Raw genomic sequence first — 22,716 nt, 5'->3', positions numbered from 1 at the left:
TGATTAACTTGGAAAAAATTCTGGAAGTTAAAAATTTAAATACTTCGTTTTTTACTCATGTTGGAGAAGTAAAGGCTGTTAGAAATGTATCCATTACTCTAGAAAAAGGCCATGCTTTAGGTATCGTTGGAGAATCGGGTAGTGGGAAATCTGTAACTATGCTTTCCATAATGAAGTTATTAACTGATAATGGTAAATTGATTGATGGTCAAATTATGTTTGATAACGTAGATATAACAAAATACAACAATAATGCTATGAGAAAGATCCGCGGGAACGATATGAGCATGATATTTCAAGATCCTATGACTTCTCTTAACCCTGTTCTCACCATAGAGAAACAAATGGTAGAGCCTATTATACTTCATAAAAAGGTTTCAAAGTCGCAGGCGATTAAACTTGCAATGGATATGCTGAATCTTGTTGGAATCGCAAATCCTAAAGCGAGATTAAAACAGTATCCTCATGAATTTTCAGGTGGAATGAGGCAAAGAGTAATGATTGCAATAGCTCTATCCTGTAGTCCAAAATTAATAATTGCAGACGAGCCAACAACAGCACTTGATGTAACCATTCAAGCCCAAATACTGGAACTATTTAAGGACATTAGAAAAAAACTTAATACTTCAATAATTTTAATAACCCATGATCTGGGCATTGTAGCAGATCTTTGCGATAGTGTTAATGTAATGTATGGCGGATATATCGTTGAAACAGGAAGCACAAGAGATATTTTTTATAATCCAAAACATCCTTATACTTGGGGGCTTTTAAATAGTGTTCCTAATCCTAAGAATCTCGTACGTGAAAAATTGAAACCTATAGAGGGACAACCACCCGATTTGTTGGACCCTCCAAAAGGGTGTCCCTTTGCTCCAAGATGTGTTTACGCCATGGAAGTATGTATGTCGGAGATGCCTGAGCATTTTTTAATTGATAATATCGATTCAACAAGTAGTGTTCATAGTGCTGCCTGCTGGTTAAATCATCCAGATGCCCCAAAGGTAGAAAGACCACTTAGGAAGGAGCAGATAATATGAAGGAGCAGGAATACCTATTGTCCGTAAGAAACCTAAAAAAATATTTTCCTGTACGACAAGGACTTTTCGGAAAAGGAAATAGCTTTGTTAAGGCGGTTGATGATTTAAGCTTTGATATAAAAAAAGGAGAAACCTTAGGTCTGGTAGGAGAATCTGGATGTGGAAAGACCACCTGTGGCAGGACCCTTTTAAAGCTTTACGAACCAACTTCTGGTGAAATTATATATAATGGTCATCATATTGAAACCTTATCCCCAAAGAAGATGCTTACTTTTAGAAAAGAAATGCAGATAATATTTCAAGACCCTTATGCTTCCCTAGATTCTAGAATGACAGTTGGAGACATTATTGGTGAAACTATTGATATTCATAAACTTTCAACTGGTAATGATAGGAAAGATAGAATTAAACAATTGTTAGACATTGTTGGTTTAAATAACGAACACATAAATAGATACCCTCATGAATTTTCTGGTGGCCAAAGACAAAGAATAGGTATTGCTAGATCTCTAGCAGTTGAGCCAGATTTCATAGTATGTGATGAACCTATTTCAGCGCTTGATGTTTCTATTCAGGCTCAAATAGTGAATATGTTAGAAGAATTACAACAAGACATGGGACTTACTTACCTTTTTATAGCTCATGATTTATCTATGGTAAAGCATATTTCAAAAAGAGTTGGAGTAATGTACTTAGGTAAGATGATGGAAATCGGTGATAGTAACGAGGTATATTTACATCCATTACATCCATACACACAAGCACTATTATCCTCAATACCATTACCAGATCCTGATGAAGCTGCGGCTAGTCATAGAATTATATTAGAAGGAGATATTCCAAGTCCTATTGATCCACCTGAAGGATGTAGGTTCGCAGGTAGATGTAGATTTGTTAAAGAAATTTGTACCAAAGTAACTCCAGAATTAAAGGGTATGGGTGGAGACCATCAAGTAGCCTGTCATCTTTATTAAAGGACAGAGTGTAACAAGCTTAATCCTTAAATATTTAGATAATTATAATTTGAAGGGGGATGTTAATATTGAACAAGAAAAAGTTAAGCAGAAAAATAACTCTGGCTCTATGCATAGCACTTAGTGTGACTATGCTTGTAGGTTGTACTACTAAAGCACCTGTAAAGGAAGCAACAAAATCGGAGACAAAAGTAGTGGAGGAGCAATCCGTTGTTTATAATGTTGGGGCTGAACCGGATACTATAGACCCAAGTCTTCTAACAACTGTAGGTGGAATGACAATAGCAAATCAAGTTTTTGAGGGTCTTATGAGACTAGATGAAAACAATAAACCAGTACCAGCTACTGCTGAAAGTGTTGATTTTGATGCAGCAAAACCTACGAAATATGTGTTTCATATAAGAAAAGATGCTAAGTGGTCAGATGGAAAGGCTTTAACTGCAAAGGACTTTGAATATTCTTGGAAAAGAGTTTTGAATCCTAAAACTGCTTCAGATTATGCAAACCAATTATACTATTTAAAGAATGGTCAAGCATACAATGGAGGAAAAGCTAAAGTAGAAACTGTTGGTGTAAAAGCAACAGATGATTACACTCTTGAAGTTGAGCTAGAAGTTCCAACCCCATATTTCTTACAACTTTGTGCACTTTCAACTTTGATGCCTGTAAGGCAGGATATAGTAGAAAAAGACTCTGAAAAATGGACACTTGATCCTGCAACCTATATAGGAAATGGACCTTTTAAACTTACTTCATGGACACATGATGCCAGTATGGAATATGTAAAAAACGATAATTATTGGAATAAAGCCGAAGTTAAACTTGATAAAATGAAGTTTGTAATGATAGTTCAACAAACTTCTGCTCTTGCTGCTTTTGAAACAGGAGAAGTAGATTACCTTGATGATCTACCAAGTAACGATATACCAAAATTAGTTGCTGATAAAAAAGCTGTTTCAGTACCATATATAGGAAATTATTATATATCCCTTAATAACGAAGTAAAGGGATTAGATAATGCTAAAGTTAGAAAGGCATTAGCTCTAGCTATAGACAGACCACTACTAATTGAAGCAGTTTGGAAAGATCCTCGTAAACCAGCAACTGGATGGGTTCCTTACGGTATCGGTGATTCAGATGCCTCTAAAGAGTTTAGAACTGTTGGTGGAGATTTCTATGATGGAAAAGGTAATATAGCAGAGGCAAAGAAACTTCTTGCTGAAGCAGGTTACCCTGATGGAAAGGGCTTCCCAGCATTTGAATATGCTTATAACAAAAGTGAGACACATGCAAAAATAGCACAGGCAGTTCAAGATATGTGGAAAAAGAGTTTAGGCGTAAATATTAAATTAACTGAAGTAGATTGGAAAGTATTCACTCCTCAAAGAAGAACAGGAGACTATCAAATATCTAGAGATGGTTGGATTGGTGACTATATGGATCCAATGACTTTTTTGGATACTATGGTAAGTACTGATGGAAATAATCACCCTAGATATAACAATCCAAAATATGATGAACTTGTACTCGGTGCAAAAAAAGAAGTAGATCCGGCTAAAAGAATGCAAATGTTACATGATGCAGAAAAAATACTGATGGATGATATGCCAATGATTCCAGTAGCTTTCTATGTAAGTAACGTAGCTTGCAAGACATATGTAAAGGGAGTTCGTAAGATACCTACAGGTATGATGTACTTTGATAGAGCATACGTTGAAGGTAAAACTGCAAAATAGTTTAATCAAAATAGCCGGGGGAAACCTCGGCTAAATCTATTTAGTAAATTTCTTATTATAAAACATAAATAATTAATAAAATCATCCCAATAAGAATAGAATATGAGTGTAAGATTATTATTCATGGAGGTATTTGATTGGGATATTATATAAGGGTAGAAGAAAATGTGAAGATTTATGTAGAGGATATTAACCCCCAGGGTGAAAAGACAATATTGTTTCTTCATGGTTGGCCTGGAAATCACAAGCTGTTTGAATATCAGTTTAATCAACTTCCCAAGATGGGATACAGATGTATTGGTATTGATCAGAGGGGATTCGGGGAATCTGATAAGCCATTTGAAGGTTATGACTACGATAGATTATCAGATGATGTTCGAGGTGTAGTAGATGCACTTAAATTAAAGGATTTTACATTAGCGGGTCACTCCACAGGAGGAGCGATCGCTATTAGATACATGGCTAGGCACAATCAGTATGGAGTATCGAAACTAGCTCTTTTTGCAGCAGCAGCTCCGAGTCTAATCCAGCGTCCATATTTTCCTTATGGCTTAGAAGAAAAAGTTGTTAAAGATATTATAACGGAAACATATAATGATCGTCCTAAGATGCTTAGGGGGTTCGGTGACATGTTTTTCTTTCAGTATATAACTGAGGCGTTCTCAGATTGGATATTTCAATTGGGGCTACAAGCATCAAGCTGGGGCACTGCAGCAACCTCCACCACTTGGTTAGGTGAAGAGCGCCTATTCTATGATCTTGGTAAAATAAGCGTTCCAACTTTAATTCTTCATGGTATTCATGACAAGGTCTGCCTCTTTCCATTAGCTCAGGCACAAAAACAAGGCATTAAAAATTCTAAACTTATCCCATTTGAATTCAGTGGTCACGCATTGTTCTATGATGAGAAAGACAGATTTAACAGGGAATTGGCTTTATTTATTGAGGGGTAAATATTAGTGATTGGTATAATCAAAACTGATATTATATAGCGGTTTCTAATTTTGGTAATCGTTTAATAATAAACATTGGAGGTATAAAAATGAGTTACACCAACAGTAATGGGCAGCCTCAAGGTTTTGCGAAAATTGATACTAATAAGCTAAGAGAAATATTAATAGCTGAAATTATTGCCATAAACGGTTATGCCGAACACATTGCAAACTCAAATATGGAAGATATAAATGCAATTTGGAACCATATCATGGAAGAAGAAAAGAAACACTACGGTATGATTCTTACATTGCTTCGTAAATATGATCCTTTTCAATATAAAAGCTATAAAGAACATATAGGCGATAAATCAGGTCCAATATCACCGATGCAGATATATACACCTAAATATGATAAACAGATTATATTAAATAATATAAGACAAGATATAAAAGGCGAATTTGAAGCTGTAATCCTCTATGAACAACTGTTAGTTACCATTCCATATCAAGATATTAGGTATGCATTATTTTCGATAATTAATGATGAAAAGGAACATACTGAGCATTTGACACAGTTATTATTAAAATATGATGAAAATAAATATGGCAGGCAGACTTTAATAAACATATAGAAAATGGATAGGCATTTAGTGCCTATCCATTATATTTTTGCCACTTGCCACGTGGGTGGCACCAGATGATGAAAAGAATAGTTTTGATAAATATACAAATTTATACTATAATCAATATGAACTAGATAAAAAGATAAAAGGGTAAATGGAAGGATAGAGCTATGAGAAAACAACATCCACTAATCCATACACTAATGCACTTAAAAGGAAATCCTAGAGCCTGCGTTTATACTGAACCACTATGGGGTATTCCTTTTAATTTATTTGCTCCCTATGTTTCTATATATATGTACACTTTGGGGCTTACAGATAGCCAAATTGGTTTTATAGCCAGTATAGGAATGTTTTTTCAAATTATTTTTTCACTTCTTGGAGGAGTAATTACAGACAAGCTAGGAAGGAAGAGAACTACTTTTATTTTTGATATTTTATCCTGGAGTATTCCCTGTTTGATATGGGCTTTTTCAAGGAATTTCTCTCATTTTGTGCTAGCAGCTGTAATAAATAGTATTTCCCGTGTCACAATGAATTCATGGAGTTGCTTATTAGTTGAGGATTGTGATAAAGAGCAAATTGTAAATATATATACATGGGTTTACATTTTAGGATTGGGTGCTGCATTTTTTGCACCAATATCAGGAATTTTTATAGGTAAATTTGAATTGGTCCCAACTGTTAGAGTTCTTTATATTATTTCTTTTGTTATAATGACTTCTAAGTTCTTGCTACTTAATAGGTATTCTACAGAAACAAGGCAGGGCGTGATTAGAATGGAAGAAACAAAAAACACAAATATTCCTACCTTACTTAAGGGATATTCTACAGTCTTTATACAAATAATTAAAACCCCAGAAACCTTACTTACCTTAGGAATTATGCTTATTATGAGTATAATAGGGGTAGTAAATAATACCTTCTGGGCAATTATTGTAACTGAAAGAATTCATATACCAGCTAGGTTTATAGGGATATTTCCTTTTATACGTGCCTCAGTTATGATTATCTTCTTCTTTACCTTAGTTCATAGGATTGGAGCCTTAAGATTTAAGAAGCCTTTGATTATTGGATTTTCCTTGTTCATAATTAGTCAAATTCTTTTAATTGTAACTCCAGATAGTGGATATTTCATGCTAGTAATAAGTATAATTTTAGAAGCTTGTAGTATATCCCTTATAAGTCCACTTCTTGATTCTATGCAAGTACTTCTAGTAGATCCACAAGAAAGAGCTAGAATAATGGCTATATTATTTGTTATAGTTGTTGCGTTTACATCTCCCTTTGGATGGATTGCAGGAATTTTATCTGGCATAGATCGTAGGCTTCCATTCCTGCTAAACATTTTTCTTTTGCTCCTTGGAATTATACTTACCTATTTTCAGTCTGTAATGTCAAGCCACAAATCCTCTTTAAGGGATTTAAAAGAAAGGCAGTGCATATAAAATGATCAAAGTAAATAAAAACACCTTTCTTAAGTGGATTATTGTAGGAATCACCACATTTGGGGTAGGGTTATTCATTCTATTTCCCTTTATGAGTATGAAATCTCTATCATATAGTATTACACTAAACGTCACACTAATGATTTGGATGTCTATAGGGGAAACATTGTTGATACCAGAACTTAAATCATCTTATTTTAATAGTCACCCTATTGAAGAGGAAGGAAAAATATACAAGTGCCTTGGCGTTGATTTTTTCAGAAAATTCCTAGTATTAATTGGTTGGGAGAGAAGTAGAAAAAAGGAAACCCCCATTAGAAAATCATTAATTTTATTAGAATATTATGAGTTCAGAACAAGGGCCTCTGAATTTGGACACGGAATTATCGCTATTATAATTGCCCTCATTACCCTATATGTTTTTATGGTGTATTCATTTAAGGAAACAATGTGGTTAATAATTATTAATATATTTTTGAATATATACCCTATGATACTCCAACGTTATAATCGTCCACGGGTACTACGAGTAATTAAAAAACTTAAATTAAAGCAGGCTAAATTCGTCTATAGAAATTGGTAAGGCAGCAAGGTATTAGATTAAATTAAAAACTAAATAGATAATATGAATTAAAAGAGGCTGGAGTATAGGAATGAACTTTCTATACTCCAGCCTCTTTGTTTTATGATATAAGAATTGAATAGAATGGCGGAGGCTTCATATATTATTGACTTTTCCTGGCTCCGCGGTATAGGATAGTCACAAGTGGAAGAAATAGTGGAGTACTTCATGTAGGATTTAAGAGTAAACCTGGAACACTTATGGCTTTTGACCAAATGTATAAATAAATAGACCAAGAAGACAAATATATTTATTTTATTATCATGTAAAATATAATAATAAAAAATTAAAATAATAATGAAAAGGTTTATTAGAAAAGCATCTATGACAAAATAAGTTTGGAGTATTTTTAAATTTCATTAAATAAAAAATTATATGTTAAAATGAATAGATATAACTTTTAAATAGAAGGACGTTAAGTATACTTTGAGTTTACCTATTTAAAAGCAAACTTTAAGAAAAAAAGTATTGGAGTTGGCTGGAAAATGAGAAATTTATTTAATAAGTTTTTTTTATCCTATTTAGTTGTTTTTTTAGTTCCGATTATTTGTTTGGGAACATTAAGCTATTGGTGGGCTGGTACTACTTTAAACAAACAAATGGAAAAATCTTATGTGGCTATGATGAAGGAATTAAGCAATTCTATGGATATAAAAATTAAAGATGTAAGCAATTTGTGTGTTCAATTATCCTACACTCCTTGGGTGAAAAAGATGATGTATACAGAAAGCCCATCTTTCGACAATTCACGCATGGGTAAGATAGAATTGAATAATCACGTGTTGGAATTAAAAGGATATGATGTGAGCAATAACTTCATAAATACCATTGCGTTAATATTTCCCAAACAAGAATTTGTAATATCTTCTGCTGGTACCCAAAATGCTGAAACTTTCTTTGATGATAGTTATACGTTAGAAAATTATGAGTATGTGCAGTGGAAGCATCTCTTCAATTCCTATGGAATAAAGGAAATTTTTACTGCGTCAAATTTAACAGTTAACGGAAAAAAAGAAAAGGTATTTAGTTATGTACAATCTCTTCCGTCCATAGACCAAAAACCACATGGCTTTTTCCTTTCTTATATAAAAGAAAAAGAAATGAATGATAGATTGAAGGGGTTTCAAATATCCAATGATAGCTCTATTTATGTTTTAAATCAATATGGGAATTTAGTTACTTCCTTAAATAGTGAAAAAAACATTTTGTCTGATATAGAAAATGTTAAACTTTCAAAAGATATGAATAAGCTGCAAGATATATTGAAAATAAACGGAAAAAAATATTTGGTTTTTTATCACATTTCTCCTGTAAATCAATGGAAGTATATTACTATAATTCCTTATAGCATTGCAATGGTTGATATAAATCGTATAAAAATAGCTACAATTTTAATTGCAATTCTTCTTTCTCTTATAGGGTTGGGTTTATCTTATTTATTTACCAATTATAATTATAAACCTGTGGAAAATTTAGTAAACATAATGAAAGGTAGGTTTTGTGATAAAGAAACAGAGTGTAGCAGTGAATATGATTTTTTAAGTAAATCTATTTATTTACTATTAAGCGAAGAAGATTTACTTAGAAAAAAATCTGAACAGCAAATGCCTTTTTTAAGAAATTCAGCGCTATTACAGCATCTAAGTGGAAATGTAAATGGAGAAAAATCATCTGCAGAGCTGATGCGCTCTTTAGAAATTGAATTTCCCTTTGAAAACTATATAGTAGTTTTAGTTGTTTTAGAAAATGTTAAAGGTCTTCATAGTGGATTAAGTATTAGGGTGGCGGAACAAATGAAAAGTTTTGAAGCAAAGGTGCATTTAGTAGAGGTGAATAGTACAAAAAAAGTGGCAATAGTAAATATGAAAAATTTACAGAAAATAAAAGAAAGTACTCTTTTATTAAAGAAAATTATGGAAGAAGAACTTTTTACAAAATGCAGTATGGGGGTAGGAAAGCCCTATAATTCAATAAAACATGTAAAATTTTCTTATGAAGAGGCATGCAATGCTATGGAGTACCGCTTAACTAATGATAAAAGCGATATCATATTTTATGAAGAAATAAGTAAAATTAGCACTACCTATTATTATCCCATAGACAAAGAACTGGAAATTTTAAATGCAATACGAAGAGGGAAATATATAGAAACTAGGAAAGTAATTGAAGAAATTATATCTAAAAATGTGCAAGGAAATAATATGTATTTAAATAATGGAAGATGCTTATTTTACGATTTAATCGGAACAGCTCTAAAGGCATTAAATGATTTAAAATTTGACACTTTAGTTACAATAGATGAAAAACATATCATGAAGGTGGAAACCTTAGCAGAGTTACAAGAATACCTAAATGAATTATGTGAAAAGATTTGTGATGAGATTTCAGAAAATAAAACAAGCCATAACGAAATTCTAAAAATAAATATTCTTAAATACATAGAAGAAAATTGTAACAACCCTAGTATATCTTTATATGCGTTGGCAGAGTCCGTAAATAAATCTGTACCTTATATAAGCAAATTCTTTAAAGAACAGATTGGAAGTAATTTTTTGGATTATTTAAACCGAAAAAAAATAGCAAAAGCAAAAGAATTGTTGACTGGACAGATGACCATATTGCAAATTTCTGTATTAGTTGGATACAATAGCGATGTAACTTTTAGACGGGTATTTAAGAAATATGAAGGAATCACGCCAAGTGAATACATTATTTCTAAGTAGATATAGTATTTGTGCAAAAGACCCTAGTAGAAGAGGAGTGGAATCTTATGAAAAAAATAAAATCAAGATTTTTATTGTGCATAGGTTTGCTTATTATTATATTTAGTAGTGGTTGCAGTACAAAAGATAAAGAAAAACCACCGAATGTGAAAAATACTAGCTTAGAAGAGAAAAATGAGAAATCTTCATACAAACTTCCCTTAACAGAGAAACCGACTACATTAACCTGGGCATCTAATGATAATTATTATGCGCCATCAAGCCTAAATAAGCAACTTGAAGTATGGAAGGAAATAGAAAAGAAAACCAATGTCGAAATTCAGTGGGAAGCATTGCCAAATAGCCAGTATATAGCAGAAATGCAGCTAAAACTGTCCAATGAAGAAAGTTTGCCAGATCTTTTAGTTGTGCCAAATTCTGATCCCACACAATATGGGCAAACAGGATTATTTATACCCTTGGAAACTTTAATAGAAAAATATGCGCCCAATATAGAGAAAGCTTTTAAAGTGTACCCAGGTTCAAAAGAATTGATGACCAGTGCAGATGGACATATTTACGGATTGGCATCCATTATTGAGGGCAGCTCAGATACTTTGCCAAATACCTTCACGATTCGAAAGGACTGGCTACAGCAGTTGGGATTAAAAGAACCCAATACTTTAGAAGAATGGCATACAGTATTAAAAGCTTTTAAGGAAAAAGATCCAAATGGAAATGGAAAGAAAGACGAAATTCCTTTTGGCAGTAGTCCTTATTATTTTGGAGAAGCTTTCGGATTAGAGCTTATGTCTGGTAGCGATTTCAAGGTAGAGAATGATAAAGTAATATACCAATGGGCAGATGAAAGAATGAGAGGATACTTGTCTTTTGTTCAAGGACTTTATAAAGAAGGTTTGATAGATCAAGACTTTGGGATGGAGGCAATTGAATCTACCCAGATGAAAGTAGTGAAGGACAAGGTGGGGGCTTATGTAAATTATCCGGATTGGATCAATTCTTGGCAAAAACTTCTCCACAGCAGAGGGAAAATACAGGCAAAATATATACCAATTCTTCCACCACTAGGAGAAAAAAAAGAGCGAAGCTTGGATTCTTATTTTGTTATAGATAAGAGGTTTAGTAGTATTAGCAAGAACTGCAAAAATCCAGTGTTGGCAATAAAATTATTGGATTACTTATGGAGTGAAGAGGGAATTCGGTATATGGCTTGGGGGATTGAAGGGAAAACCTATGTAATAAAACAGGGAAAAGAAAGCTTTACTGATTTCGTAATTCAAAATAAAGAGGGATTAGGTCTGTCGGATGCTTTGCGAACTGTAGGTGCATGGCCTACCGTACCTTGGATTCAACAGAGAGAACAGTATCTTCAAATTTTATCTTTAGACCCTAACTTTAAAAACTTGCCAGAACTCATAAAACCAGTATTAAAAAAACCTTTTCCAATGCTTTTGGCAAATAAAGAAGAACAAGAAAGATTGACTATATTAGAAAATAATATATCCACTTATAGAGATGAAATGATGATCCGGTTTATAATTGGGGATGATCCACTGAAGAATTTTGATAAGTATATTCGTGAATTGAAAAGCCTAGGATTAGAGGAATTAATTCAAATTAAACAAAAACAATACAATCGATTCATGAAACACTGAAAAATATAGGCTAGATAGAAGTTTTTATTAAAAATAGTATGGAAATATTAAAAATGTATGGTTAAAAAACAAGAGTGAATATTCACAATTTATAAAATGTTTGTTTAAAATAAAAATTGTTTGTTACATATCTTTTCATTTTAAGATATCCTCGATAGTATGATCTAAAACGATTACAAGGGGGAATTAAAAAATGAAAAAAACAAAATTAGTATCTTTGATTCTTGGCTTATCTTTATTAGGTTCCGTTATTTCAGGATGTAGTTCATCTAAAACGGTTTCAAATGAAGGGGGGGCAAAAGACAAGGTGGTAAACCTTACTTATGGTGTTTGGGACAAGAATCAGGAAGCATCTATGAAACAAATTGCAGTTGCTTTTGAGAAAAGCCATCCTAACATTAAAGTAAAAGTGGAAATTACTCCATTTAAACAGTATTGGACAAAACTAGAAACAGAAGCGACTGGCGGAAATCTTCCAGATGTATTTTGGATGAATGGACCTCATATAGCTCAATATGTTGGTGGGAAAATGTTAATGCCTATAGGAGAAAAATTTAAAAAAGATAATTTTGACACTTCAGTTTTTCCAGAGTCTCTAATTAACTTGTATACAATAAAAGATGAAAAGTATGGTATGCCAAAGGATTGGGATACTACAGCACTGTGGTTCAATAAAAAAATATTTGATGATGCAAAAATCCCTTATCCAGATAATACTTGGGATTGGAATAAACTTAGGGAAGTAGCGAAAACGCTTACAAATAAATCAAAAGGAATATATGGTATAGCTGCTCCACAAAACGATCAAGAAGGATATTATAACACAACATTGCAAAGTGGTGGATTTGCTATATCAGAAGATAGAAAAGTTTCAGGATATGATAAACCAGAAACTATTGAAGGAATTCAATGTTGGCTTGACTTAATTAAAGATGGGTCCTCTCCAACTGCACAACAAATGGGAGATACTCAGCCAGCTAATCTTTTTGAATCTGGAAAAGTAGCGATGGTATACCAAGGTTCTTGGATGCTTTCAGAATTTGCAAAAAATGAATATACAAAAGATAAAGTAGACTTAGTTGTAATGCCAAAAATGAAAAAAAGAGCAGCTGTAATTCATGGATTAGGAAATGTTATTTATGCAAAAACAAAAAATCCCGATGCGGCTTGGGAATTTGTTAAATATTTAGGTGGAAAAGAAGCAAATGATATTCAAGCAAGTGCAGGGGTAGCAATTCCGGCATACAAACCAGCAATTCAAGCTTTCCTTGATGCAACAAAACAATTTAATGGAAAAGCTTATGTAGATGAACTTGAATACTCTGTAATGTACCCATCTTCAAAGGAAACAGCAAAATGGAATGCCTTGGAAATGGATAATTTGAAAATGGCTTGGGCGGGTCAAGTTACTGCAGAAGTTGCTTGTAAGAAAATTGCAGAAGAAATGAATAAAATCCTTGCAGAAGAAAATAAGTAAGAAATATTTTTTAGAAGCTGTGATTTTAAATTCAAGGAAAAAGTTTATAATCATAGCTTCTTAATACATAACAGAGGAGGATTATGTTAAATATGGAAGAAAAACTGCCAAAAATTCAATGTAACGGAGAAAGCACTGGTAAAAATAGAAGCATTATAAATAGGAATTTGAACAATTATTTTTGGGGATATTTGATGATTCTTCCAACAGTAGCGGGATTAATAGTATTTTATATATACCCATTTTTCAAAACGCTCATGTATAGCTTTACAGATTTAGGGGTTTTTGGAGAATATGCTTGGGTGGGGATGAAAAATTATGTGAGTATGTTTAGCGATGTGAATCTATGGATCGCATTAGGGAATACATTGAAATTCACAGTTATAGCTGTACCCATAAGCATCTTTTTATCTATTTTGGTGGCTACCTTGTTGAATTGTAAAGTCAAAGGGCTTGGTGCATATAGAACCCTTTATTTTTTACCAGCAGTTACTATGCCAGCGGCAGTAGCTATGGTTTGGAAATGGCTTTATAATGGAGATTACGGTCTTATAAATTTTGTGCTTTCCAAATTTGGAATTCAAGGAAGAGCATGGATTTCAGATCCAAAAATAGCTTTATACGCTATTATTGTTGTTTCTATATGGATGACAGTAGGTTATAATATGGTGATATTTTTGGCTGGAATTCAAGGAATTCCAGATACCTATTATGAAGCAGCCGAAATAGATGGAGCGGGGCCCTTTACAAAATTTTTTAAGATTACAATACCACTTTTAACTCCAACCATATTCTTTGTTTTGATAATATCACTTATTGGGGCTTTTCAGGTATTTGATTATATCTTTATGATGATTCCCATTACCAGTGTTGCGTTAGAAAATACACAATCCGTAGTTTATCTATTTTATAAAAACGCCTTTATTATTCATGAAAAAGGTTATGCATCTGCCATTGCAATGATGCTATTTGCTGTGATTATGGTTATTACAATTATACAAGTTAAATTACAGAAAAAGTGGGTTAATTATTAATCTGAAATAGAGGGAGGAGAGAAAAAAATGCGTAAAGGTAAAAACAATAAAACGTTGATTCATGTCATTCTTATTTTTGGAGTATGTGTAACAGTTATCCCCTTCATATGGATGATTTTAACATCGCTTAAGACCTTAGGTGAATCTACACAAATTCCACCAATAATTATTCCAAGTAAACTTAAATGGAGCAACTATAGCGAAGTAATTGCAACTCTTCCATTTATGCAATTTTATTGGAATACAATTATCTCTACAATTGCAAAGACAGTTGGACAGGTAATGCTTTGTTCTATGGCTGCATATGCTTTTGCAAGGATAGAATTTCCAGGTAAGAATTTTATCTTTATTATTGTATTGTCTGTTTTGATGGTACCAGGGCAAATATTTTTGTTGCCACAATATTTAATTATGCAAAAACTTGGATTGTTAAATAGTATTAGTGCACTGATTATACCAGGCTTATTTAGTGCTTTTGGAACCTTTCTTTTGCGTCAATTTTTCATGTCTTTGCCAAAAGAATTAGAGGAAGCAGCAATGCTTGATGGTTGTAATCACTTTCAGATTTATTGGAAAATTATGATGCCTTTAGCAAAACCAGGTCTTACAGCACTAGCTATTTTTACTGCCTTATGGAGTTGGAATGATCTAATGTGGCCACTTATTGTAAATACCTCTCCAGATAAAATGCCACTTTCTGCTGGGCTTGCTTCTTTGCAAGGCTTACATACAACTAATTATCCAGTGTTAATGGCAGGCTCCGTTCTTGCAATATGGCCTATGATTGTATTGTTTATTATCTTCCAAAAGGCTTTCATACAAGGAATTGCAATGTCTGGAAGCAAGAGCTAAGAAGTGCAGAACTATAAAAAATCAGTAAAAAACATAAACTTAAAATAATTTTTAAATAAGGAGATGTAATGGTATGAAAAAAATTACAGCAGTACTTATAGGTGCAGGAAATAGAGGGACAGGTTATGGAAGCTATGCACTAGATAATCCCAATGAAATCGAATTTATTGCAGTAGCAGAACCACTAATTGATCGAAGAGAAAAATTTAAAAATGATCATGGAATTTTAGAGGAAGCTTGTTTTGTTGGGTGGAAGGAACTATTAGAGCAACCTAAAATGGCGGATGCAGTGCTTATATGCACACAGGACCAGATGCATTTTGAGCCAACAATGAAAGCTTTAGAACTAGGGTATCACGTTTTACTTGAAAAGCCTATGTCCATAGACCCTGGTGAATGTATAAAAATGGGCGAAGCTGCAGAAAAAAATGGAAGGGTCTTTTCAATCTGTCATGTGCTTAGATACACTAACTTCTTTTTTACATTAAAAAAAATATTAGAAGAAGGAAAGATTGGAAGACTTGTTTCTGTTCAACATAATGAAAATGTAGCACATTGGCATCAAGCACATAGTTTTGTTAGAGGAAACTGGAGAAATTCAAAGGAATCCAGTCCTATGATTTTGCAAAAATGTTGTCATGATATGGATATTTTGAGATGGCTCATTGATTCGGAATGTAAATCTGTTTCTTCCTTCGGATCTCTTACTTACTTTAAATCTGAAAATGCACCAGTAGGAGCGCCAAAGAGATGTCTAGATGGTTGCCTTGTGGCAAAGGAATGTCCTTATTATGGACCAAAAACTTATCTTACAGCTAATATAGGTTGGCCTACGTCTGTAATTAGCACAGATACAAGTTTAGAAGCCCGAACACAAGCCTTAAAAGAAGGCCCTTATGGAAGATGTGTATATCATTGTGATAATGATGTTGTAGATCATCAAGTAGTAAATATGGAATTTGAAAATGAAGTTACTGTTGCTTTTACAATGTGCGCTTTTACAGCAGAATGCGGTAGAACTATGAAATTCATGGGTACTAAAGGAGAAATAAGAGGCTCAATGGAGAGAAACGAAATTGAAATCATTGATTTTATTACAGGAAACAAAAATGTTATAAAGTTAAGCAATAGCGTAAGTGGACATGGCGGCGGAGATTATGGAATAATGCAAGATTTTGTTAAACTTGTAGAATCAGATGGAAAAGTGGAAGGACGTACTTCGGCAATTACTTCTGTTCAAAGTCATCTACTGGCTTTTGCAGCAGAAAAAGCCAGAGTTGAGAATAGAGTGGTTAATATGAGGGACTTTATTAATGAATTAAAAAAATAAAACATATAGATAAAATTAAAAATCTGAAATGTACATTGTACATTTCAGATTTTTAATTTTCGTTTTTTCATTACATAGTCTCCTTCTGAAAAAATATTGTGCCGCGTACAGCGAATTTCAGTATGTTATAATAATTATATAATTTACTACAAAATTTAGATTTACAGGTATAGTTACATTATTTATATTTTCAGTCAATTAAAAGGCAACAGAGAGGGTGAAATTGTGGATGCTATATTTTATAAAACAATAATAGAAACAGTTATTCTTATAGAGAGGATTATTACAATACATTATTTTGAATTTGCAAGTGATTATGTTTTTAAAGGGGAAAAACACGATTTTTGGGAATTACTATACGTAGATAAAGGTGAAGTTGAAATAATGGCAGATACAAAAGGATATAAGTTGCAACAGGGAGATATTGTATTTCATAAGCCTAACGAATTCCATAGTGTGTGGGCAAATGGAACAATAGCACCTAACATTGTGGTAATAAGCTTTGAATGTATGTCCCAATCTATGAAATTTTTTGAAAATAAAATTTTAAAACTTTCTTCAATGAAGAAAAATAGGTTGGCAGAGGTTATTAAAGAAGGAAAAGCAACATATACCAATAATTTAGGTAAGATTTACACTAAACTGATTAAAAGAGAGCGCAGTGAGATAAATGAAAACTTTGGAGCAGAACAACTAATTAAAAATTACCTTGAAATCTTTTTAATAGAACTTGTGCGAGAAGATGTTTCCATAATGAACATAGAGAGATTTTCATTTGCAACAAAAGAACGGATGGAAGATGATATTGTACAAAATATTATAGAATACCTAAAAGAAAATGTGGATAAAAATTTTAGCGTTGATGATATCTGTGATACTTTTGCAATGGGAAAAACTCATTTGAAAACTACTTTTAAGAAAGGGACAAATCAAGGGGTAATGGCTTATTTTAAGTATCTGAAAATAGAAGAATCAAAAAAGATGATTCGAGAAGGGAAAAATAATTTTACAGAGATTTCTCAAAAGCTGGGGTATGATTCTGTACACTATTTTTCAAGATCTTTTAAAAAATCCACCAATATGACGCCGTCAGAATATGCTGTATCGGTAAAAGCAATTGCGGAAATTTAAAGAAAGTATGAATCTGAAAATTTAAATTAGAGCAAGGTCTTAATTAGGATTTGTAGCAAATTAATGAATTATTCTTTTACCAATAACAAACTTTTCTTTGTAATACCCAGTTAATTCAGATATCTTTATAACATCGCTTGCACTGGGAGAATGTATGAATTTATTATTTCCAATATATATACCCACATGAGATACTTCATGGGGTAGAGCTATGTTTGTCGTAAAAAAAACTAAATCACCCACTTCAAGGTTATTTATATTAACAGGTGTACCATTATTTATCTGGTCCATAGACGTTCTAGGTAAAGCTATACCGAAGTTTTTATAGATATACTGCACAAACCCTGAACAATCAAAGCCACCACTTATATATTTTCCAGTAGTATCTAATATTGCGGGTGTTGTTCCACCCCATAAATACTGCATCCCTAAAAATGTATTTGCATAGGACACTAAATCATTTCCATTTATTAATGCATCGTATTGTTGACCATTTGCAATATATTGAGGCTTATTTAGGGGCGTTTCAAAATTCGAGAAAATAGTAATAATCATATATATTAGTGCTGCTATTAAAAGAATGAAGGCTATAAACCAAAGTGTTATTGGATTTCTTTTCTTAAGAGCTATTCTCATAAATTATCCCCCTCTGGCGTTCAAAAATACCCTATATTAAACTACTGTAAAGTTTCCGATAATATGCTAAAATATTTTTTTGCATGCACCCAATTTATATGTTAATTTAAGATTTTGAAACCTGCACTAACTTAATTATTGAGTCTGCACAAATACATTAAGCTATTTAATTGATTTATTCCCCGTATCTTGATGGCTGCTATAGCTATGAATCAAGCTATTGATAGAGTAGGAAACATTGTGACGGAACTAATATGTAAAGGTAGAATGAAGCATACAGATTTAGAAAGACTTTTTGCAGGTAGGATTGAGAATAATTCAACCCTCTGCACTGACTCTCATAAGAGTTATATTAAGTTTGCCAATAATTTAAATATAGAACTACAGCAGATTAAACGTGGTAAACATAAGGAAGGCATATACCATATACAGCATATAAATGCTTTTCACAGCAAATTAAAAGAATGGATGTATGGATTTCATAGTGTTGCCACAAAATATCTTGCTAATTATATGTACTGGTTTAAATGGTTAGAGTTCTTCAAGACAGAGAAGGATACTGTGAAAACCAAGCATTTGTTAGTTCAGACACATTCATCTCTTAGTAATACAAAGTTAAAGGATTTTAAAATCAGGGAATCAATTTATATATAATTATGTTATATTTAGTTTATAAATAAAGTATAATATAGAAAATATTAGCAACGAAAAACGACAAGGTATTTTATATGAATTGACAAGATGGGGGTGATATTTATGAAGTTTAACAAGAAGATTTTTAATTGGTCAGCGTGGATAACTTTACTAATAGCTTATGTACTTCCGTATCAATCACAATCAGCAGATGGTCACTCAAGTTATTTTGGCTATCCATTATCGTTTTTAACTATTAATAATTCACCAATCAATAAAACACTATTTACGACAGAGAGTATAGATATACTTACGCTTATAATAGATATGCTGATAGTTTATCTTGTACTCTTTTTTGTTAATGTGTATTTAAGTAAGGTGAAGTTGAACAAATACAAGAATAAAACTAAAGACTTCAAATAATATTTATTTTTACAAATCAGTATAGGAATATTATTAAAACGTAAATTAAGGGAAGAAATTTGTCTCCCCTTAATTTATGTAATTTTTTCAACACCACTCTTAAACATAGCCATATATTTAATAGTAGGGGTGTATTTTATTCAAGGCGTAGAATTTATATTTAAGCTAATTTTAAGTTTGTTATATAATTTAGATAAATCCATATCATCTGTATAGTCCTCAGGTATGTCGAAGTAGTTTATATTTATAGCTTGCTCCTTAAGAATAGAAAATATCTCTTCCATGAAGATACCTCTTTTACCTGTAATACTACAGGTAGGACTCTTGTTTATTCCAAGTATACCTACAAGTGAATAACCCTGCGTTAGGTATTTTTTTATGTCTTCTAAAATAAGGGTAAAGAGTTCTCTACATAAAGTTCTATATTCAGGGCTATCATATTCTTCTTTATTCATAGGCTTTCTTTGTGGTCCTAAAAATTTAAACTCTGGACAGGGAAGCTGAATTATTCCTATTCCCTGATCTAAAAGAGATTTAGCTATTAAAAATCCACCTTTCGATCTAGCAAGAGGTAGCACAACAGAATTTTGATTCAATATGCAGTGGCTAAGTAAAATTAACTTTTTATCTCTAAGCATTTTTTCACATCCTATTAATAAGTTTTTTAGTAGATTAATTATATAATATAAATCTGATGTTTTTCATCTTTACTTAAATTGTAGCATATTTACCTAACATAAAGAATTGGTATATGCTTTCTCTATAGGTAAAGCTTAATTCATTTGTATTATGAATTAGATTTAATGATAATTTACTTATATAATAAAATATGTAAAAAGTAAAAAATAGGGGTGATAACATGAGAAATAAAAAAGTAGCTATCATGATTTTTTGTGCAGTAGCTATTGCACTAAATATTGTACTCGGAATAGTTACTAGTAGCTTAAAACTGCCATTATACTTAGATACAATAGGAACAATATTCATTGCAGTGTATTTTGGACCATGGTATGGTGCTGCGGTAGGTGCATTAACTAATATAATCACTGGAATAATATTTAGCCCAAAAGATATACCTTTTTTACTTGTAAATGTAGCAGTAGGATTAATAGTGGGTTTTATAGCTAAGAAATTTAATTTTAATTTAGTTACAGCAATAATTACAGGTTTAATTTTAAGTGTAGTTTGTCCATTAATAGGAACACCTATTGGCATTTGGGTGTATGGAGGGTTAACAGGCACCGGTACAGATTTCTTATTTATATGGCTACAAAAGGTGGGAAATAACATATTTGTATCTTCTTTTATCGCTAAAATTACAAATAATCTTTTAGACAAAATTGCATCATGTATTCTAGTATGGGGATTAATAGAGGGAATGCCAAGGCAATATAAAAAAGATAGACTTTTTAATGAAAGTTTCTAAACAGTCAAGTAACCATTCTATTAATTTAGATGGTTATTTTTTTATACAATTTAACAGAGAAATTTTGTAAACATACAAATTTATACTATAATAAGTATAAGCTATAATACAATTTATAATTAGAGCTTATGAATTTTATATAATTAGAAATTATAAGAAATAGTCAAATTTAATTAAAATTAATTAGAATCTTGTAAAATTTAACAAGAGTTTAATTAACACTTAACTGTAATATCTAATAATATGTTGAAACCATTACCTTTGAGGCGTTAAGTCACAGTTAATAATGTTGTCAAATTTAATTAGAATTAACAATAGATTATGAAAATAAAATACATAGTTTTTATATCAAATATATATATATGATAGTATAAACATTTCATATAGGTATGGTTGGAAAATATTTAATAGGAAGGGATGAAATAGGAATGAGCTTTTTATTTAAAGAACAAAAAAACAATGCTGGAGTAGAAAAAATTGAATTTGAGAAAATTATAAATGTAGATAGACTAATTAGAAAGGAAGCAACCTTTAGAATATTAAATACGGCAATTATATTTAATGAAGAAGAAGAATACTATTATACATTGGCTACCTGCGTTAATGAAAAAAATGTAATAGAGACAATAAGTATAGAAGGATTTGATATACAGGAAAGGGTTATAGAACTTAAAGGTGCATATATTGACTATGCAGAGTACGAAGAAGACTCAGAAGTAAACTACACTGGAAGAATATATTATTTGTAACCTTATTAAGGTAAAGAATTGTTCTACATATTGAAAAGACTACGATGGATAGGAAGGAGAAAATCATGGAAGAAAACAAAGTTATTCCTAAGTCAATTGATGAGTATATTATGCAATTTCCTCTAGAAATTCAGGAAATACTTAAAATGATAAGAAAAGTTATAAAAGAGTCTGCACCAGATGCCCTGGAAAAGATAAGTTGGGGAATGCCTACTTTTGTGCTACATGGAAATTTAGTTCATTTTGCAGCTTTTAAAAATCACATAGGATTATACCCAAGTCCTAGTGGCATTGATACTTTTAAAGATGAATTATCTGAATATAAAGGAGCAAAGGGGTCAGTACAATTCCCTATAAAAAAGCCAATCCCTTATGAACTAATAAGTAAGATAGTTAAATTTAGAGTTGCTGAGAATATAAAAATAGCAGAAGAAAAATTGAAAAAGAAGAAATAAATCCAAATAAGTGTCTAGGATGTATTAAGAATACAGGAGAATATGGAGAGGTTAAAAAGCAATCTCTCCATATTCAATTATCATAGCTTTATTATCTTCACGTACCATTACTACACCCCTTTTAAGACAAATAATCAAACTGACTATAAAATCTTATTTCCCACTCTTTGATTAATACTCTCCTAAATTTAGGGTGCGCTACGTTTATTAAAGCTCTGCCTCTTTCTTTTATTGTCTTTCCCCTTAGCTCTGCTATACCATACCCTGTAACCACATAATTGACATCCACTTGTTATATCATATAAATTTTTTTTGATTTTTTAGAACATTCTTTATTTTTGAAGAATCAAATAATGAATTATCTAAAAATCCACCTATTTGAAGTATCATTAAAGTACACCACCTTTTATAAGATAAGATACATGAAAATCAAAAGCAATTGATTAATCCAATCTCTCACGATTTTGACCACATTTTAGTTTATTTTTAATAAGTAGCTACATGATTCTCAGTATGAGATATTCTATCTGCTCTCTCTGCTGTTTTTCCACTACCAAATCTTTCATCCAAACTTAAGTAACCTGTTACCCTTGAAATTCCTTGTATATTATGGCTCCCACATTTGTTGCATTTTTGAACCCCGCTTTGGAGATAGGTTCCACAGTCTTTACAATATCTTATATGGAAATTAATCCCCAAATAACTAATATTTGTTTGCTTATATGCATAATCTAATATGTCCATTATAATTTCTCCTGTTGGGTAATCATCAAGTTCTATATAACTAATGTGCCCAGCATTACATAATTTATGG

At 31.9% G+C, this 22,716-nt stretch carries 22 protein-coding genes and 1 pseudogene; 19 read left to right on the top strand and 4 right to left on the bottom strand.

What is annotated here, in order from left to right; genetic code table 11:
• The first annotated feature begins 8 nt into the window (after window positions 1-8).
• From KPL50_RS12545 to KPL50_RS27740, 14 genes are all read left to right on the top strand, one after another.
• A complete protein-coding gene (locus KPL50_RS12545) occupies window positions 9-1,040 on the top strand; it encodes an ABC transporter ATP-binding protein (protein ID WP_216298837.1) in 1,032 nt (343 codons plus the stop codon).
• Window positions 1,037-2,014, top strand: coding sequence for an ABC transporter ATP-binding protein (locus tag KPL50_RS12540; RefSeq protein WP_216298835.1), 978 nt, complete (start codon window positions 1,037-1,039; stop codon window positions 2,012-2,014). Before KPL50_RS12545 ends, KPL50_RS12540 begins: the two co-directional genes overlap by 4 nt.
• A 68-nt stretch (window positions 2,015-2,082) precedes the next feature.
• Window positions 2,083-3,750, top strand: coding sequence for an ABC transporter substrate-binding protein (locus tag KPL50_RS12535; protein WP_253200599.1), 1,668 nt, complete (start codon window positions 2,083-2,085; stop codon window positions 3,748-3,750).
• A 137-nt stretch (window positions 3,751-3,887) separates the two neighbouring features.
• Window positions 3,888-4,703 (top strand): alpha/beta fold hydrolase, encoded by an 816-nt coding sequence (locus tag KPL50_RS12530; protein ID WP_216298832.1) that lies wholly within the window; start codon window positions 3,888-3,890, stop codon window positions 4,701-4,703.
• An 89-nt stretch (window positions 4,704-4,792) separates the two neighbouring features.
• Window positions 4,793-5,317: a ferritin-like domain-containing protein gene (locus KPL50_RS12525; protein ID WP_216298831.1), complete on the top strand. Its 525-nt coding sequence runs from the start codon at window positions 4,793-4,795 to the stop codon at window positions 5,315-5,317.
• 161 nt (window positions 5,318-5,478) lie between these two features.
• Complete coding sequence (locus KPL50_RS12520) at window positions 5,479-6,756, top strand: MFS transporter (RefSeq protein ID WP_216298830.1); 1,278 nt, start codon at window positions 5,479-5,481, stop codon at window positions 6,754-6,756.
• 91 nt (window positions 6,757-6,847) lie between these two features.
• On the top strand, window positions 6,848-7,339 hold the full coding sequence (locus KPL50_RS12515) for a hypothetical protein (protein ID WP_216298829.1): 492 nt from the start codon (window positions 6,848-6,850) through the stop codon (window positions 7,337-7,339).
• Window positions 7,340-7,977: 638 nt separating this feature from the next.
• Window positions 7,978-10,101, top strand: a complete 2,124-nt coding sequence (locus KPL50_RS12510) for a helix-turn-helix domain-containing protein (RefSeq protein WP_216298827.1) — start codon at window positions 7,978-7,980, stop codon at window positions 10,099-10,101.
• Between the two features lie 47 nt (window positions 10,102-10,148).
• Window positions 10,149-11,756, top strand: coding sequence for an extracellular solute-binding protein (locus tag KPL50_RS12505; RefSeq protein ID WP_216298826.1), 1,608 nt, complete (start codon window positions 10,149-10,151; stop codon window positions 11,754-11,756).
• A 193-nt stretch (window positions 11,757-11,949) separates the two neighbouring features.
• Window positions 11,950-13,233 carry a sugar ABC transporter substrate-binding protein gene (locus tag KPL50_RS12500; protein WP_216298824.1) on the top strand — a complete coding sequence of 428 codons (1,284 nt, stop codon included), beginning with the start codon at window positions 11,950-11,952 and terminating at the stop codon, window positions 13,231-13,233.
• 92 nt (window positions 13,234-13,325) lie between these two features.
• Window positions 13,326-14,267 carry a carbohydrate ABC transporter permease gene (locus tag KPL50_RS12495; protein ID WP_216298823.1) on the top strand — a complete coding sequence of 314 codons (942 nt, stop codon included), beginning with the start codon at window positions 13,326-13,328 and terminating at the stop codon, window positions 14,265-14,267.
• 27 nt (window positions 14,268-14,294) lie between these two features.
• Complete coding sequence (locus KPL50_RS12490) at window positions 14,295-15,119, top strand: carbohydrate ABC transporter permease (protein WP_216298822.1); 825 nt, start codon at window positions 14,295-14,297, stop codon at window positions 15,117-15,119.
• Window positions 15,120-15,192: 73 nt separating this feature from the next.
• Entirely contained in the window at window positions 15,193-16,449 is a 1,257-nt protein-coding gene (locus KPL50_RS12485) for a Gfo/Idh/MocA family protein (protein WP_216298821.1), read from the top strand.
• 225 nt (window positions 16,450-16,674) lie between these two features.
• Window positions 16,675-17,580, top strand: coding sequence for an AraC family transcriptional regulator (locus tag KPL50_RS27740; protein ID WP_309245176.1), 906 nt, complete (start codon window positions 16,675-16,677; stop codon window positions 17,578-17,580).
• Window positions 17,581-17,640: 60 nt separating this feature from the next.
• On the opposite strand, the gene KPL50_RS12475 is transcribed toward KPL50_RS27740, so the two are convergent.
• Entirely contained in the window at window positions 17,641-18,216 is a 576-nt protein-coding gene (locus KPL50_RS12475; protein ID WP_253200598.1) for a C40 family peptidase, read from the bottom strand.
• Window positions 18,217-18,423: 207 nt separating this feature from the next.
• Here KPL50_RS12475 and KPL50_RS12470 point away from each other — a divergent pair, with 207 nt between their 5' ends.
• Together KPL50_RS12470 and KPL50_RS12465 are read left to right on the top strand one after the other, a co-directional pair.
• Window positions 18,424-18,870 carry an IS1595 family transposase gene (locus tag KPL50_RS12470; RefSeq protein WP_216298820.1) on the top strand — a complete coding sequence of 149 codons (447 nt, stop codon included), beginning with the start codon at window positions 18,424-18,426 and terminating at the stop codon, window positions 18,868-18,870.
• Window positions 18,871-18,972: 102 nt separating this feature from the next.
• A complete protein-coding gene (locus KPL50_RS12465) occupies window positions 18,973-19,272 on the top strand; it encodes a hypothetical protein (protein ID WP_216298819.1) in 300 nt (99 codons plus the stop codon).
• A gap of 140 nt (window positions 19,273-19,412) precedes the next feature.
• On the opposite strand, the gene KPL50_RS12460 is transcribed toward KPL50_RS12465, so the two are convergent.
• Window positions 19,413-19,910, bottom strand: coding sequence for a CD3072 family TudS-related putative desulfidase (locus KPL50_RS12460; RefSeq protein WP_216298818.1), 498 nt, complete (start codon window positions 19,908-19,910; stop codon window positions 19,413-19,415).
• A 221-nt stretch (window positions 19,911-20,131) separates the two neighbouring features.
• On the opposite strand from KPL50_RS12460, the gene KPL50_RS12455 reads away from it, so the two are divergent.
• From KPL50_RS12455 to KPL50_RS12445, 3 genes are all read left to right on the top strand, one after another.
• On the top strand, window positions 20,132-20,698 hold the full coding sequence (locus tag KPL50_RS12455; protein WP_216298817.1) for a CD3073 family putative ECF transporter S component: 567 nt from the start codon (window positions 20,132-20,134) through the stop codon (window positions 20,696-20,698).
• A 428-nt stretch (window positions 20,699-21,126) separates the two neighbouring features.
• A complete protein-coding gene (locus KPL50_RS12450; protein ID WP_216298816.1) occupies window positions 21,127-21,447 on the top strand; it encodes a hypothetical protein in 321 nt (106 codons plus the stop codon).
• A gap of 65 nt (window positions 21,448-21,512) precedes the next feature.
• Entirely contained in the window at window positions 21,513-21,902 is a 390-nt protein-coding gene (locus KPL50_RS12445; protein WP_216298815.1) for an iron chaperone, read from the top strand.
• Between the two features lie 121 nt (window positions 21,903-22,023).
• On the opposite strand, the pseudogene KPL50_RS27050 reads toward KPL50_RS12445, so the two are convergent.
• Together KPL50_RS27050 and nrdD are read right to left on the bottom strand one after the other, a co-directional pair.
• Window positions 22,024-22,188 (bottom strand): annotated as a pseudogene (locus KPL50_RS27050) (acetyl-CoA hydrolase/transferase C-terminal domain-containing protein); the annotation flags it as partial.
• A 200-nt stretch (window positions 22,189-22,388) separates the two neighbouring features.
• Window positions 22,389-22,716: anaerobic ribonucleoside-triphosphate reductase (gene nrdD, locus KPL50_RS12435; RefSeq protein WP_290443234.1), on the bottom strand; the 328-nt coding region annotated here is incomplete at its 5' end.

It is taken from the genome of Clostridium sp. CF012 (assembly GCF_018861755.1).
Taxonomy (GTDB): domain Bacteria; phylum Bacillota; class Clostridia; order Clostridiales; family Clostridiaceae; genus Clostridium_AD.
Note: the sequence above shows the minus strand (reverse complement) of the source record. Positions and strands in the feature narration are given on the sequence as shown.

What these genes read in the sequence shown, in the direction of transcription:
- KPL50_RS12540 (WP_216298835.1), top strand. Translation starts at nt 1,037, where the DNA reads ATGAAGGAGCAGGAATACCTATTGTCCGTAAGAAACCTAAAAAAATAT.
- KPL50_RS12500 (WP_216298824.1), top strand. Translation starts at nt 11,950, where the DNA reads ATGAAAAAAACAAAATTAGTATCTTTGATTCTTGGCTTATCTTTATTA.
- KPL50_RS12510 (WP_216298827.1), top strand. Translation starts at nt 7,978, where the DNA reads ATGGAAAAATCTTATGTGGCTATGATGAAGGAATTAAGCAATTCTATG.
- KPL50_RS12470 (WP_216298820.1), top strand. Translation starts at nt 18,424, where the DNA reads ATGAATCAAGCTATTGATAGAGTAGGAAACATTGTGACGGAACTAATA.
- KPL50_RS12495 (WP_216298823.1), top strand. Translation starts at nt 13,326, where the DNA reads ATGGAAGAAAAACTGCCAAAAATTCAATGTAACGGAGAAAGCACTGGT.
- KPL50_RS12450 (WP_216298816.1), top strand. Translation starts at nt 21,127, where the DNA reads ATGAGCTTTTTATTTAAAGAACAAAAAAACAATGCTGGAGTAGAAAAA.
- KPL50_RS12520 (WP_216298830.1), top strand. Translation starts at nt 5,479, where the DNA reads ATGAGAAAACAACATCCACTAATCCATACACTAATGCACTTAAAAGGA.
- KPL50_RS12445 (WP_216298815.1), top strand. Translation starts at nt 21,513, where the DNA reads ATGGAAGAAAACAAAGTTATTCCTAAGTCAATTGATGAGTATATTATG.
- KPL50_RS12465 (WP_216298819.1), top strand. Translation starts at nt 18,973, where the DNA reads ATGAAGTTTAACAAGAAGATTTTTAATTGGTCAGCGTGGATAACTTTA.
- KPL50_RS12525 (WP_216298831.1), top strand. Translation starts at nt 4,793, where the DNA reads ATGAGTTACACCAACAGTAATGGGCAGCCTCAAGGTTTTGCGAAAATT.
- KPL50_RS12460 (WP_216298818.1), bottom strand. Translation starts at nt 19,910, where the DNA reads ATGCTTAGAGATAAAAAGTTAATTTTACTTAGCCACTGCATATTGAAT.
- KPL50_RS12475 (WP_253200598.1), bottom strand. Translation starts at nt 18,216, where the DNA reads ATGAGAATAGCTCTTAAGAAAAGAAATCCAATAACACTTTGGTTTATA.
- KPL50_RS12485 (WP_216298821.1), top strand. Translation starts at nt 15,193, where the DNA reads ATGAAAAAAATTACAGCAGTACTTATAGGTGCAGGAAATAGAGGGACA.
- KPL50_RS12505 (WP_216298826.1), top strand. Translation starts at nt 10,149, where the DNA reads ATGAAAAAAATAAAATCAAGATTTTTATTGTGCATAGGTTTGCTTATT.
- KPL50_RS12490 (WP_216298822.1), top strand. Translation starts at nt 14,295, where the DNA reads ATGCGTAAAGGTAAAAACAATAAAACGTTGATTCATGTCATTCTTATT.
- KPL50_RS12515 (WP_216298829.1), top strand. Translation starts at nt 6,848, where the DNA reads ATGAGTATGAAATCTCTATCATATAGTATTACACTAAACGTCACACTA.
- KPL50_RS12455 (WP_216298817.1), top strand. Translation starts at nt 20,132, where the DNA reads ATGAGAAATAAAAAAGTAGCTATCATGATTTTTTGTGCAGTAGCTATT.